This window comes from Kitasatospora sp. NPDC022785 (genome assembly GCF_055561295.1).
In genome coordinates this window covers 186,768-200,769 of sequence record NZ_JBVHHB010000012.1, presented here as the reverse complement: position 1 = coordinate 200,769, position 14,002 = coordinate 186,768, and the positions used below count along the sequence as shown (strand labels likewise).

Genomic DNA, 14,002 nt, shown 5'->3' with positions numbered 1-14,002 from the left:
CTTTGGGAGGGGTGACGTGTCCGTGCGGACACCAGGGAGCGCGCCGGGAACCGATACCGGGCCGGGCGCTGCACAGACCAGTACGACGGCCGCCGCACCGGCGCCGGCACCACCCGCCCGAGGCCCGGCCCAGCCCCCGGACCACACGCCGACCCCGGCCCGGCCACCGGCCGGGACCCAGCCACCGCCCCGACCACCGGTCCGGACCCAGCCCCCGACCCAGAGTCAGCCCCCGGACCAGCCCCAGAGCCCGACCCGGCCCGCAGACCAGAGCCCGAGCCCGACTCAGAGCCCGACTCAGAGCCAGACCCTGAGCCAACCCCAGCCGCCGGCCCAGGCCATGCCGCCCGACGAGGTCCTGGCCGCCATCATCAGCCCGGCCGGCGAACTGCGCCCGGACAGCCTGCGCGGCCCCGGCGGCCGCCCCGTGGTGGACGTCCGGACCCTGACCCGGGTGCTCTTCGAGCGGCTCGCCGAACTGCCCCCGGACGCCCCCGAGCGGGAGCGGGTCCGGGCCGCCCTGATCGAGGTCAACATCCCGCTGGTCCGCTACGCGGCCACCCGCTTCCGCAGCCGCAGCGAGCCGATGGAGGACGTGGTCCAGGTCGGCACGATCGGCCTGATCAACGCGATCGACCGGTTCGACCCCACCCGCGGTGTCCAGTTCCCGACCTACGCCCTGCCCACCATCCTCGGCGAGATCAAGCGGTACTTCCGGGACAACGTCCGCACCATGCACGTCCCGCGCCGGCTCCAGGAGCTCTGGGTGCAGGTCAGCGGCGCGATGGAGGAGCTGACGGTGGTCCACGGCCGCACCCCCAAGGTGCCGGAGATCGCCGCCAGCCTGCGCATCCCCGAGGAGGACGTCCGGGCCTGCCTGGACGCCGGGCGGGCATACAACGCGGCCTCGCTGGAGGCCGCACAGGAGCACGAGGGCGGGCTCGCCCTGCTGGACCGGCTCGGCTACGAGGACTCGGCCCTCGCCGAGGTCGAACACCGGGACATGGTCCGCCACCTCCTGGTGCAGTTGCCGGAACGGGAACGGCGGATCGTCATGCTGCGGTTCTTCGCCAATCTGACGCAATCGCAGATCAGCACCGAGCTCGGAATGTCCCAGATGCATGTCTCGCGCCTGTTGTCCCGAATCCTGACCAGGCTTCGGACCGGCAATTCCTGGGAAGACTGACCATCACAATCCCGGCAGAACACCGCGAAAAGGCAATCGGCCCGAGATTGCTCCGCGTTACCGACGCGTGACGTCTTGCGACGTTCGGGTTTGCCGGGGACCGTGTTCCGGTATGGAGGGGGAGGGCGTCGCCGGGAACCTCCGCGCGACAGCGCCCGTTCACGTGTCAGTCACAAGGGGGTGGGTGCATGTCCGGAGATCTGGGCGCTGCGGAGATCCACGGTGGTCAGGCCAGTGGCACGACGGTCGCCGTCGACCTGATCCCGGTCCAGCGGGGCCCGGCCGAAGCCCCGCCCGCCCCCGACGCCCCGCCGGGATCGGCGGAGCGGGCCCCGACGGCGGCCCAGCCGCCCGCGGAGGCCGCCTCCGGTGCCGGGCTGGACACCCGGACGCTCTCCCGCTCGCTCTTCCTGCGGCTGGCCGCCCTGGAGGCCGGCAGCGCCGAGCACACGTACGTCCGCGACACCCTGATCGAGCTCAACCTGCCGCTGGTCCGGTACGCCTCGGCCCGGTTCCGCAGCCGCAACGAGCCGATGGAGGACATCGTCCAGGTCGGCACGATCGGCCTGATCAAGGCGATCGACCGGTTCGACCCGGAGCGCGGGGTGGAGTTCCCCACCTTCGCGATGCCGACCGTCGTCGGCGAGATCAAGCGCTTCTTCCGGGACACCAGCTGGTCGGTCCGGGTGCCCCGGCGGCTCCAGGAGCTGCGGCTGGCGCTCACCAAGGCCGGCGACGAGCTGGCCCAGCGGCTGGACCGCTCCCCCACCGTCGCCGAGCTGGCCACCTGCCTGGGCGTCAGCGAGGAGGACGTGGTCGAGGGCCTCGCGGTGGGCAACGCGTACACCGCCAGCTCGCTGGACTCCAGTCCCGGCGAGGAGGACGGCGACGGCCCGCTGGCCGAGCGGCTCGGCTACGAGGACCTCGCGCTGGAGGGCGTCGAGTACCGCGAGTCGCTGAAGCCGCTGCTGGCCAAGCTGCCGCCGCGCGAGCGCCGGATCATCATGCTGCGGTTCTTCGGCAACCTCACCCAGTCGCAGATCGGCGACGAGATCGGCATCTCGCAGATGCACGTCTCCCGGCTGCTGACCAAGACCCTCACGCAGCTGCGCGAGGGCCTGATCAGCGAGGGCTGAGCGGCCGGGCCCCGGCCGGACCGGACGAGGGGCCGGGAGGGGCCTGAGGGCCGGGCGGGGCCGCAGGGTCAGTGCGCCGTCAGCAGGTTGGCCCGCAGGCCCGCCAGCACCTCGTCGTCCAGCCCCAGGCCGTCCTGCCAGAACTTCTCGAAGGTGACCCAGCCGGCCGCGACCTCCTCGAAGGCCGCCTCCAGGTAGGCGCGCTCCGCCCGGAAGACCGGGAGCAGCAGCTCCGGCTCCTGCATCAGACCGCGGGTGAAGAAGCTGTCGACGATGGTCTCGACGATTGCGGCGGAGCGCTCGTTGGTGAGCAGGTAGTCGGCGAAGACCGTCTCCCGGTCCACCCCGAGGGCGGTCAGCAGCACCGCGGCCGTCCAGCCGGTGCGGTCCTTGCCGGCCGAGCAGTGGAAGAGCAGCGGCGGGCCGTCCGGCGCGGCCAGCAGGCGCAGCACGGTGGCGAAGCGCTCGCGGGCGACCGGGTCGGTGACGAACCAGCGGTAGAGCCCGGTCATCATCGCGGTAGCCCTGCCGCCGCCGAGCAGGGCGCGCTGCTTCTCCGGGCTGCGGTCGGCCAGGGCGTCGCGCAGGGCGACGTAGATGTCGAAATCGGCGGCGAAGACCGGCAGGTGGTGCAGGGTCACGCCGTCCGGGGTGGTGCGCTCCACGGTGATCGGGGCGGCGGAGAGCTCGGCGGCGGCGATCTCGGCGACCGGCAGGCCGGGAACGCGGTCGGGGCCGGCCTCGCGGACCTCGTCGAGGCTGCGCAGGTCGACCACCTGGCGCAGGCCGAGCGAGCCGAGCAGGCCGAGGTCCTCGTCGGTGAGCCGGTTGAGGCCGTCGCTACGGAGCGCGACGCCGTGCCGCAGCACCCGGCCGTCGGCCGTCCGGTAACCGCCGAGATCGCGGGCGTTGGCGGCGCCGCGCAGGCCGAGACTCCGGGCCTGTGCGGCGGCCTCCCGGGCGCCCTGCGCCAAGGTCTGAGCCGCTTTCCCGGTGGCCTGGATAGCGGCGGTCTCGGTCTGCTGCTCGGTCACGCGGTGGCCTCCATTGGATATTCGGACTGTGACATGGCACAACCCAGCGCGATATTGCATGAACCTGCCCGGCGGAACGCGGCATGTGCGAGAGTGTCATGCGCAACGCCGCCAGTGTAGGGCGCGGCGGCCCCACCCCCGCTACACGGTCGGTGAGCAGCAGTAACGCTCAGGTTCCGGTTTTTAATTTTCAATTCATTATTTGCGTCGAGGGTGCAGTTCCGGCCACAATCAGCGCCTTCATGGCATCGCCATGAACGTTGGTAACAGATTCGCTGCACTCCCGCCCATTTGGTCCCAATCGGTGCGGAGTATCCACCAGGATGGGCGCCGGGCAGCCTGCTGCCCGCGAACAGCGACAGGGCAGGAGAGCGCCGAGCAGCGGAGCGCCCTGCCCAGGGGAGGAACACCACATGGGTCGAGCGACCCGAAGAGTTGCCGCGTGCGCGGCAGCAGTCCTGCTGGCCGGCGGCCTGCAGTCGTCCCTCGCACACGGTGCCGGCACGGCCCCCAGGATCGACCTCACGGTCCTGGTGATCAGTGACGGCGGGCCCGCGACGGCGGCCGTCGCCGCCGAGCTGAAGAGCCAGGGCACCCCGTACAAGCTCGTCGACCTCAACGACGCCAACCGCCCGGTCATCGACGCCGCCTTCCTCAGCGACACGGTCAACGGGCAGCCCCGGGGCAAGTACCAGGGCATCGTGATGCCCAACAACAACCCGTTCGCGGCGGGCTCCGCCGAGATGACGGCCCTCGCCACCTACGAGGCCGCGTTCGGCGTCCGCCAGGTCGACGCCTACACCTACGCCCAGCCGGACGTCGGCCTGAACTGGGCGGCCGACCCGGGCTACATGGGCAAGCTGGACGGCGTCCAGGGCCAGGTCACCGGTGCCGGCCTGGCCGGCCCGTTCGGCTACCTCAAGGGCGCCGTCCCGTTCGAGGACAACGACCCGTCGGTGGACGAGAGCTACGGCTACCTGGCCACCCCCCTGGCCTCCCTGCCGGCCGGTGCCTCGTTCACGCCGCTGGTGGACGCCCCGATCCCGGGCTCCACCGCGCGCGGCTCGCTGGTCGGCGAGTACAGCCACGACGGCCGCAAGGAACTGGTCGTCACCTTCGTCTACAACCAGTACCAGCAGCAGTACCGGCTGCTGGCCCGCGGCATCGTCGACTGGATCACCCAGGGCGTCCACCTCGGCTACGACCGCAACTACTTCGCGGCCCACGTGGACGACGTCTTCCTGGCCGACGACCGCTGGGACACGGTGCTCAAGTGCACCCCTGGCGACGTCACCTGCCCGCCCGGCACCCCCGAGACGGCCAACCCGATCCGGATGACGGTCGCCGACGCGCAGTACGCGAAGCAGTGGCAGACCGCCAACAACTTCACCATGGACATGGTGTTCAACGGCGGCGGCAGCGAGGACTGGAAGGCCGACCACACGGCCACCACCGACCCGGTGGCGGACCAGATGATCGCCGACCAGGCCAGCTACCGGTGGGTCAACCACACCTACACGCACCCGTACCTGGGCTGCCTGCAGGACGTCTCGGTGGTGCCGTGGAAGTGCACCAAGGACGCCACCGGCAACACCGTCTGGGTCGACCAGGCCACCATCACGTCCCAGGTCAAGAACAACCTCGACTGGGCCGCGGCGCACCACCTGACCGTCGACAAGACCGAGCTGGTCACCGGTGAGCACTCCGGCCTGCTGACCGCCCCGCAGGAGACCAGCGACAACCCGTACCTGGCGCCCTCGCTGGCCGCCAACGGGGTCAAGTGGACCGCGAGCGACGCCTCCCGCGAGCCCGCCCAGCGGGCCGTCGGCTCGTCCACGCTGACCGTGCCGCGGTACCCGATGAACGTCTTCTACAACGCCGCCACGGCGAAGGAGGAGACCGACGAGTACAACTGGATCTACACCAGCGCGGCCAACGGCGGCAGCGGCGTCTGCGAGAACAACGCCAACTCCACCTGCCTGCCGGCGCCGCTGGACGTCAACACCGGCTACCAGTCGTACATCGTGCCGCTGGAGGCCCGGATCGACCTCGGCCACATGCTGAGCAACGACCCGCGGCCGCACTTCATCCACCAGTCGAACCTGTCCGAGGACCGGATCGTCTACCCGGTGCTGGAGAAGGTCCTCTCGACCTACCGCTCGCTGCACGCCGACAACGCCCCGGTCGTGAACCTGGCGCAGAAGGACATCGGCGTCGAGTTCCAGCGCCGGGCGGCCTGGAACGCGGCCGTCGCCGCCGGCCAGGTCACCGCGTACCGGGTCGGCGACACCGTGACGGTGTCCGCCCCGGCAGGCGTCCAGATCCAGGCCACCATGCCCACCGGCACCACCCAGAAGCTGTCCATCGGCTCGACCGCGTTCGGCACCGCCTACGCCGGTACGCTGTCCGGCTGGGTGAAGCCCGCGGCGCTGCAGAGCACCGTCACGCTGAAGCTGGCCGCTGCCCCGGCCGCGGCCCCGGCCGTCGCGCCGAGCATCGCCGCCAAGTCGGTGACCGCCCCGGCGCCGGCCGACAAGAAGGTCGTGCCGCAGGGCACCGCCGACGCCGTCCCGGCCGGTCCCGGCGACACCGCCCGGACCGACGCGCCGGTGCTGGTCCCCGGCAGCGGGGCACCGGTGGCCGGAAAGGGCGTCACCACCGGCACCGCCGGCAAGGGCGCCGCCGGAAAGAGCACCACCCAGGGCAACGCCAAGGGCGGCGCCCAGAACGGCAAGGCCTCCGGGGGGAAGGCCGACCCCGCCAAGAAGACCGCCGACCAGACCGGCACCCGCTGAACAGGTGATACCGGTGGTGGGGCCGGGCCGTCCCCCGGCCCCACCACCGGCACCCGACCCGGCCGCCAGGCCGGGCGCTTGACGCAAGGACAGGAGGGGGGAAGACCATGCGCGTCACCCTGCTCACCGAGGGGACGTACCCGCACCAGCACGGCGGCGTGAGCGTCTGGTGCGACCAGCTCGTCCAGGGCATGCCGGACGTCGACTTCGACGTCATCGCCGTCACCGGAACCGGCCACGAACCGCTGGCCTGGGAGCTGCCCGCCAACGTGCGCTCCGTCACGACCGCACCACTCTGGGGCCCGGCCACCGAGGGCAGAGCCCCGCGCGGCAAGGAGATGCGCCGCTTCCTCAACGCGTACGAGCGCTTCCTGCACTCCATCCTGGACCCGGTCTACACCACCCACTTCGGCACCGAGCTGTACGGCTTCGCCGACCTCGCCCGGCGCGGGCTGCTCAGCCCGGCGCTGCGCAGCGAGCGCGCCCTGCGCACCCTCCAGCACGTCTGGACCCGCGACTACCTCTCCACCGCCGTCTCCCGGCCGACCCTGCACGACGCGCTCAACGCCACCGACCTGCTGGAGCACGCGCTGCGCCCGCTGTCGGTCGAACCGCCCAAGGAGGGCGTCGCACACGCGGCCAGCGGCGGCCTGGCGACCCTGCCGGGGCTGATCGCCTCCCAGCAGTACGGCGTACCGTTCCTCCTCACCGAGCACGGCATCTACCTGCGCGAGCGCTACCTCGGCTACCGCACCGGCCCGTACCGCTGGCCGGTCAAGGCGCTGCTGCTGGGCTTCTACCGGATGCTCGCCGAGGAGAGCTACCGGCGGGCCGCGCTGGTCACCCCCGGCAACCGGTACAACCGGCGCTGGGAGGAGCGCGGCGGCACGCCGTCCGCGCACATCCGCACCGTCTACAACGGCGTCGACCCGGCGGCCTTCCCGCCCGCCGGGCCCGAGCCCGAGACGCCCACGCTCAGCTGGGCCGGCCGGGTCGACCCGATCAAGGACCTCGAGACGCTGATCCGGGCCTTCGCCATCGTCCGCCGCGAGATACCCGACGCCCGGCTGCGGCTCTTCGGCGGCACGCCCAAGGGCGGCGAGGCCTACCGTGACGGCTGCATAGCCCTGGCCGCCGAGCTCGGCATAGCCGACTCGGTGGCCTTCGAGGGCCGCGTCGCCGACATCACCGACGCGTACGCGGCGGGCAACGTGGTGATGCTCTCCAGCATCAGCGAGGGCTTCCCGTTCACCCTGATCGAGGCGATGTCCTGCGGCCGCTCCACCGTCTCGACCGACGTCGGCGGCGTGCGCGAGGCCGTCGGTGACACCGGCCTGGTCGTCCCGCCGCGCGAACCCGAACCCATGGCCGCCGCCGCCGTCGAGCTGCTGCGCGACCCGGAGCGCCGCGCCCGGCTGGGCGAGCAGGCCCGGCTGCGGGTGATCGAGCAGTTCACGCTCCGCCAGAACATCGACGGCTTCCGCGGCATCTACACCGAGCTGCTGGGCACCGCCCGCTGGCTGCCGAACGGCGTCGTCGCGGTGACGGACGCGGTCCCCGACGCGTGGGAGCCCGTGGCCGCCGCCGAGCGCAGCGAGGTGGGCGCGTGAGCGGTCCCCTCCGCCTCGTCCCGGACGAGGCCGGCCCCGACTGGGCCGAGCAGACCGTGCAGCTTCGCACCCTCCCCCGCAGGAACCGCCGTCCGGCGGTGCCCGTGCAGCCGGCCGCGCCGGAGGAGCAGCTCGACCTCTCCCCCGACCCGTTGGACGAACTCGCCGAGCGGCTGGCCGACGTCTGCGCGGACGCCGTCCACCCCTACGAGATCGCGGCCTTCCTGGAGTCGGACGGCCTCTCCGACGAGCAGGCCGGGCTGCTGTACGGCCGCCCCGACGCGTTCACCGTCGCCGAGGAGCTGTTCGAGCGGGTCGAGCGCCGCTACCCGGGCCCGAGCGCCGAGTTCGCCAACCCCTGGCGGGCCGATCCCTGGCGCTGCGTGGTGCGCGGCCTGGTCTTCGCCCTGCCCGGCCTCGGCTACCTGCTCGGCGCCAACCTGTTCGCGGCCACCCGGATGCGCTTCGGCCTCCCCTCGGGGATGCTCGCGCTCTCCCTGTCCACCCTGGTCAGCTGGTCCTGGAACCAGGCGCTGGCGCACCGCTCGTACGCCTGGCTGGGCCGCGGCCGGCGCCGTGCGGCCGGGCGCTGCCTGGCCGTCGGCGCACCGGTGGGGGCGCTGGTCGCGGCCACCACCGGGTACGTGGTCGGCGGCCCGCTCGGCGCGCTCTGTTTCGCCGCCGGGCAGTCCGGCTACCTGGCGGCGGCCACCGTACTGCTGGTGCTCGGGCGGGAGAAGTTCCTGCTGGTCGCACTGGCGCCGTCGGCCGTCGGAGCCGGTGTGGTGCTGGCCGTGGACGTGCCGCAACTGGCCCGGACGGTCGTCCTGCTGGCCTCGCTCGGGCTGGCGGTCGGGCTGGCCGCCCGGGAGATCCTCCGCTGCCTGCGCAGCGAGCAGGACGCCACCGAGCTGAAGCTGCCGGTCCTGCACGAGCTGCCGCACCTGCTGTTCGGGCTGGCGGTCGGCGCGCTCACCCTGATCGCCGGTCTGGGCGCCACCGTCCACCAGGCGGTCCGGACCGGGGCCGCCGAAGGCGCGTCCGCCAGCCCGACGGGGCCGGCCATGATCGCGCTGACGCTGAGTCTCGGACTCGCCGAGTGGCTGCTCTTCCGCTACCGGGCGATGGCCGTGGCCGCACTGCGGACCACTCACACGGCCGCCGCGTTCACCCGCCGCACCGGCGGCATCCTGCTGGGCTGCCTGTTCATCTACCTCACCACCGTGGCCGCGCTGGACGCCGCCGCCACCGTGCTCTGGCCCGGCGCCCCGGCGCTCGGCGTCCCGGAGCTCGGTGCGCTGCTGCTGCTGGGCGGCTCGCTCTGGCTGGCGCTGCTGCTGAACGCCTTCGGGCTCAGCTGGAGCACCGCCCTGATCTGTCTGGCAGCCGCCGGCGCCGAGTGCGCCGGGCTGCTGACCGGTGTGGATCCGACCGTCCTGCAGCTGATCGGCTGCGGGGGCGCGGCGGCCCTCCTCACCGCCATCGCCGGGCCCGTGCTCGGCCGCACCACCAAGCACCGCTGAACCGTCGGACACCACTGACACAGCGCCGGGCCACCACGCACCGTCCCCGCCCGGCCGTCCCGAAGAACAGAAAGCGATTCACGTATGAGCAGCGTCGCCGTCACCGGAGCCGAGGGCTTCATCGGCTCCCACCTCGTCGAAACCCTGGTCGCCGACGGCCACCAGGTCCGCGCCATGGTCCAGTACAACTCCTTCTCGTCCTTCGGCTGGCTGGAGACCCTCTCCAAGGACGTGCTGGAGTCGGTCGAGATCGTCCTCGGCGACGTCCGCGACCCGGGCTCGGTCAACGGCCTGGTCAAGGGCACCGAGGCGGTCTACCACCTGGCCGCCCTGATCGCGATCCCGTACTCGTACCGGGCCCCGCACTCGTACATCGAGACCAACGTCACCGGCACCCTGAACGTGCTGGAGGCCGTGCGCCACCTGGACATCCCCCGTCTGGTGCACACCTCCACCAGCGAGACCTACGGCACCGCGCAGACCGTGCCGATCACCGAGGACCACCCGATCAACACCCAGTCCCCGTACGCCGCCTCCAAGGCCGGCGGGGACCGGCTGGCCGACAGCTACCACGCCAGCTTCGAGACCCCGGTCGTCACGCTGCGCCCGTTCAACACCTTCGGCCCGCGCCAGTCGATGCGCGCCGTCATCCCCACCGTGATCGCCCAGCTGGCGGCCGGCGAGACCGAGATCACCCTCGGCGACCTGCGCCCCACCCGCGACTTCACCTTCGTCAAGGACACCGCCAACGCCTTCCGCACGGTCGGCACCGCCCCGGCGGAGGCCGTGGTCGGCAAGACCTTCAACGCCGGCACCGGCGGCGAGATCTCGGTCGGCGACCTGGTCACCCTGGTCGGCAAGCTGATGGGCGTGGACGTCGCGGTGAAGGAGGACGAGCAGCGCATCCGCCCGGCCAACTCCGAGGTGATGCGCCTGGTCGCCGACGCCACCCGGCTGCGCGCCGCCACCGGCTGGGCCCCCGCCTTCTCCCTGGAGCAGGGCCTGGAGCAGACCATCGAGTTCTTCCGCGACCCGGCCAACCTGGCCCGCTACAAGACGGACATCTACAACGTCTGACCCTCGTACACCTGCCAGTCCTGGCTCCAAGGCTCCTGTCGCACTATTTCCGTGGGGGAAACACCATGCATGCAGTGATCCTGGCCGGCGGTAAGGGCGTTCGCCTCCGTCCCTACACCACCGCGCTCCCCAAGCCGCTCGTCCCGATCGGCGACCAGCACGCGATCCTCGAGATCGTGATGCGCCAGCTCGCCGCCGCGGGCTTCAAGACCGTCACCCTGGCCATCGGCCACCTCGGCCACATCATCCGCGCCTACGTCGGCAACGGCTCCCAGTGGGGCCTGCGGGTCGGCTACGCCGTCGAGGACAGCCCGCTCGGCACCATGGGCCCCCTGCTCACCATGCAGGACCGGCTGCCCGAGCACTTCCTGGTGATGAACGGCGACATCCTCACCGACCTGGACTTCGCCGGGGTGCTCAAGCACCACGAGGCCTCCGGGGCGCCGCTCACCATCGCCACCTACGCCCGCCAGGTGAAGATCGACTTCGGCGTGCTGACCACCGAGTCCGGCTCCATCACCGGCTTCCAGGAGAAGCCGAGCATCGACTACCGGGTCTCGATGGGCGTCTACGGCGTCTCCCGCTCGGCACTCGCCAAGTACACCCCCGGCCTGCCGCTCGGCTTCGACGAGCTGGTGCTGGACCTGCTGGCCGCCCAGACCCCGCCGTCCGCCTACGAGTTCGGCGGCTACTGGCTGGACATCGGCCGCCCGGACGACTACGACCGGGCCAACGCCGAGTTCGCGCTCATCCGCTCGCAGCTGATGCCGGGCGAGCCCGAGGGCCTGTACGCCGTCCCCGGCGGGCCGGAGCTGCCGGTCCCGGCCGCCCGCACCGCACCGGACGACGCCGACCGGCCCGCCGTGGCCGCCACCGGCCCCGAGAACGACGGACGGGCCGCGTGAGAATCCTGCTGCTCGGCGCGGACGGCTTCCTCGGCCGGCACGCCGCCACCGTCCTGCGGTCGGTGCCCGGCGCCACGGTGCTGACCGCCGGACGCCGGCCCGACCACGACCTGCGTCTCGACCTGGCCACCGCCCAGGCCGGCCCGCTCGGCGAGGAACTGGCCGCGCTCGCCCCCGACGCCGTGGTCAACTTCGCCGGCGCGGTGGCCGGCAGCGCGGTCACGCTCGCCGAGGTCAACGCCCGCGGCCCGGCCGTGCTCTGCGAGGCGCTCCACCAGGGCGCCCCGAAGGCCCGGCTGGTGCACATCGGCTCGGCCGGCGAGTACGGCGTCTGCGCCCCCGGCAGCTCGCTCGCCGAGGACGCCGACGCCCGCCCGGTCGGTGTCTACGGCGCCACCAAGCTGGCCGGCTCCCTCGCGGTGGCCGGCTCGCCACTGGACGCCGTGGTGCTGCGGGTGTTCAACCCGGTCGGCCCGGGCGCCCCGGCCGGCTCGCTGCCCGGCCGGCTCGCCGCCGAGCTGCGCCGGGCCGCGCCCGAGGGTGCCGACGGCGTCGTGAAGGTCGGGGACCTCTCGGCCCACCGCGACTTCGTCGACGCCCGGGACGTCGCCCGCGCGGTCGGCCTGGCCGTCGCCGCCGAGCGCCCGCTGCCGCGGGTGCTCAACCTGGCCTCCGGCCGGGCCCAGCCGGTCCGGGCGATCGCCGACGGACTGGTCGCGGCGGCCGGCTTCACCGGCCGGATCGACGAGAGCGGCGCCGGCTCCGAGCGCTCGGCCGCCGTCTCCTGGCAGCAGGCCGACGTCTCGGCCGCCGCCCGGGAGCTCGGCTGGAACCCGGAGACCGGCCTCGCCGACACCCTGCGCGACCTCTGGCTCAGCACCGAACCACTGGTCACCGCATGACCGGCGCGAGCCTGCCCGACGGCCGCCTGCTGGTGCCGCTGTACGTCCACCCCGCGGTGGACCCGGCGGCCTGGCAGGCGGTCGCCGCCGCCGACCCCGACCGGATCGCCGCCGTCGTGCTCAACCTCGCCGACGGCCCCGGCGACACCCCCGACAACGTCTTCGCCGAGGCCGCCGACGAGCTGCGCAAGGCCGGCCTCCCCCTGCTCGGCTACGCCGACACCGACTACGGACGCCGGCCGCACGCCGCCGTGGTGAACGACATCCTGACCTACCGCCAGCGCCACGGCATCACCGGTGTCTACCTCGACCAGGTCGCCACCCACCCGGGCGCGCTGGCCCACTACCGGCGCCTCGCCACCGCGGCCCGCGCCGCCGGCTGCGCCACCGTGGTGTTCGGCCACGGCGACCACCCCGACCCCGGCTACGCCGAGGTCGGCCTCGCCGACCTGTTGGTCACCTTCGAGGGCGACTGGACGGCGTACCGGGAGATGACCCTGCCGCTCTGGACCGGGCGCCATGCCGCCGCCCGGTTCTGCCACCTCGTGTACGACGTGCCCGCCGACCAGGCCCGGGACGCCGTCGCCCTGATCGCCGCCCGGCGGGCCGGTGTCGGCTGCGCCGTGCCGGGTGCCGGGGAGAACCCCTGGAGCACCCTGCCGCACGGCCTGGCCGTCTGACCGCCCGGCCGTCCGGCGACCGCCCGACCGCTCCCCGTACCGTCGCCCCAAGCACCACCGCCGCACGCACCGTCGCCGCACGCACCGTCGCCGAGCCGACCTGATCCGACCCGGAGTTCGACTACCGTGACCCGCCGCACCCGGCCCCTGCTGGCCGCCCTCGCCCTGACCACCGCCCTGCTGGCCACCTCGTGCAGCAGCTCGGGTTCGGAGGACGAGGACGACCCCTCGGCCGACGCCACCGGCGCCCAGCCGCCCGCGGCCACCGCCGCCCCCGTCCCGGGCACCCCGTCCGCACCCGGGACGACCACCCCCGGGACCACGCCAGGCACGCCCGGCACACCGTCCGCGCCCGGCACCCCCGGCACACCGTCCGCGCCCGGGACCCCCGGTACGCCGTCCGCGCCCGGTACGACGGCGCAGCCCGCCGGCGCCCGGTGGCAGCCCACCCCGGGCCTCGCCTGGCAGTGGCAACTCGGCGGCGGCGTCGACCAGTCGGTGGACGTCCCGGTCTACGACATCGACGGCTTCGAGACCGACGCCGCGACCGTCGCCGCCCTGCACGCCAAGGGCCGCAAGGTGATCTGCTACATCAACGCCGGCTCCTGGGAGGACTTCCGCCCCGACTCCAAGGCCTTCGCCAAGGCCCTCCAGGGCGACAGCAACGGCTGGAAGGGCGAGAAGTGGTTCGACATCCGCAAGCTCGACCAGCTGAAGCCGCTGATGGCGGCCCGCTTCGACATGTGCCGGACCAAGGGCTTCGACGCGGTCGAGCCGGACACCATCGAGGCCTACAACCAGAACAGCGGCTTCCCGCTCACCGCCGACGACCAGCTCAGGTACAACCGCATGCTGGCCGGGCTCGCGCACGAGCGCGGCATGGCGATCGGCCTGAAGAACGACCTGGAGCAGATTCCCGCCCTGCTGCCCGACTTCGACTTCGCCGTGAACGAGGAGTGCGCCCAGTTCGACGAGTGCGCCCGGCTCTCGCCGTTCGTCCAGGCGGGCAAGGCGGTCTTCCATGTCGAGTACAAGCTCGGCACGGAGAAGTTCTGCGAGCGGACCAAAGCCCTCGGCTTCAGCTCGATGCAGAAGAAGCTCGAACTGGACGCCTGGCGGAAGCCCTGCTGAACCAGCAGAGCGGGCAGTCCGCC

Annotated in this window: 10 protein-coding genes and 1 pseudogene; 10 read left to right on the top strand and 1 reads right to left on the bottom strand. The window is 72.9% G+C overall.

The window, feature by feature from the left end; genetic code table 11:
* Positions 1-340 precede the first annotated feature (340 nt).
* Both ACZ3YO_RS21110 and ACZ3YO_RS21105 read left to right on the top strand, forming a co-directional pair.
* A complete protein-coding gene (locus tag ACZ3YO_RS21110; RefSeq protein WP_465571347.1) occupies positions 341-1,186 on the top strand; it encodes an RNA polymerase sigma factor SigF in 846 nt (281 codons plus the stop codon).
* A gap of 188 nt (positions 1,187-1,374) precedes the next feature.
* Entirely contained in the window at positions 1,375-2,322 is a 948-nt protein-coding gene (locus tag ACZ3YO_RS21105) for an RNA polymerase sigma factor SigF (protein WP_465571345.1), read from the top strand.
* 68 nt (positions 2,323-2,390) lie between these two features.
* Here the strand turns inward: ACZ3YO_RS21105 and ACZ3YO_RS21100 are convergent, their stop codons facing one another.
* Positions 2,391-3,356, bottom strand: coding sequence for a tyrosine-protein phosphatase (locus ACZ3YO_RS21100; protein WP_465571342.1), 966 nt, complete (start codon positions 3,354-3,356; stop codon positions 2,391-2,393).
* A 413-nt stretch (positions 3,357-3,769) separates the two neighbouring features.
* Between ACZ3YO_RS21100 and ACZ3YO_RS21095 the strand changes: the two genes are divergently transcribed.
* The 8 genes and pseudogenes from ACZ3YO_RS21095 (at position 3,770) to ACZ3YO_RS21060 (ending at position 13,979) form a co-directional block, all read left to right on the top strand.
* Positions 3,770-6,151: a hypothetical protein gene (locus ACZ3YO_RS21095; RefSeq protein ID WP_465571340.1), complete on the top strand. Its 2,382-nt coding sequence runs from the start codon at positions 3,770-3,772 to the stop codon at positions 6,149-6,151.
* Positions 6,152-6,258: 107 nt separating this feature from the next.
* Complete coding sequence (gene pelF, locus ACZ3YO_RS21090) at positions 6,259-7,761, top strand: GT4 family glycosyltransferase PelF (protein ID WP_396324078.1); 1,503 nt, start codon at positions 6,259-6,261, stop codon at positions 7,759-7,761.
* Positions 7,758-9,284, top strand: a complete 1,527-nt coding sequence (locus tag ACZ3YO_RS21085; RefSeq protein ID WP_465548675.1) for a hypothetical protein — start codon at positions 7,758-7,760, stop codon at positions 9,282-9,284. Before pelF ends, ACZ3YO_RS21085 begins: the two co-directional genes overlap by 4 nt.
* Before the next feature lie 84 nt (positions 9,285-9,368).
* A complete protein-coding gene (locus ACZ3YO_RS21080; protein WP_465571336.1) occupies positions 9,369-10,361 on the top strand; it encodes an SDR family NAD(P)-dependent oxidoreductase in 993 nt (330 codons plus the stop codon).
* 65 nt (positions 10,362-10,426) lie between these two features.
* Positions 10,427-11,134, top strand: a pseudogene (locus tag ACZ3YO_RS21075) (nucleotidyltransferase family protein); the annotation flags it as partial.
* Between the two features lie 128 nt (positions 11,135-11,262).
* Positions 11,263-12,168 carry an NAD-dependent epimerase/dehydratase family protein gene (locus ACZ3YO_RS21070; protein ID WP_465571333.1) on the top strand — a complete coding sequence of 302 codons (906 nt, stop codon included), beginning with the start codon at positions 11,263-11,265 and terminating at the stop codon, positions 12,166-12,168.
* Positions 12,165-12,848 carry a spherulation-specific family 4 protein gene (locus ACZ3YO_RS21065; RefSeq protein ID WP_465571330.1) on the top strand — a complete coding sequence of 228 codons (684 nt, stop codon included), beginning with the start codon at positions 12,165-12,167 and terminating at the stop codon, positions 12,846-12,848. Before ACZ3YO_RS21070 ends, ACZ3YO_RS21065 begins: the two co-directional genes overlap by 4 nt.
* A gap of 126 nt (positions 12,849-12,974) precedes the next feature.
* Positions 12,975-13,979 carry an endo alpha-1,4 polygalactosaminidase gene (locus tag ACZ3YO_RS21060; RefSeq protein ID WP_465571327.1) on the top strand — a complete coding sequence of 335 codons (1,005 nt, stop codon included), beginning with the start codon at positions 12,975-12,977 and terminating at the stop codon, positions 13,977-13,979.
* Positions 13,980-14,002 lie beyond the last annotated feature (23 nt).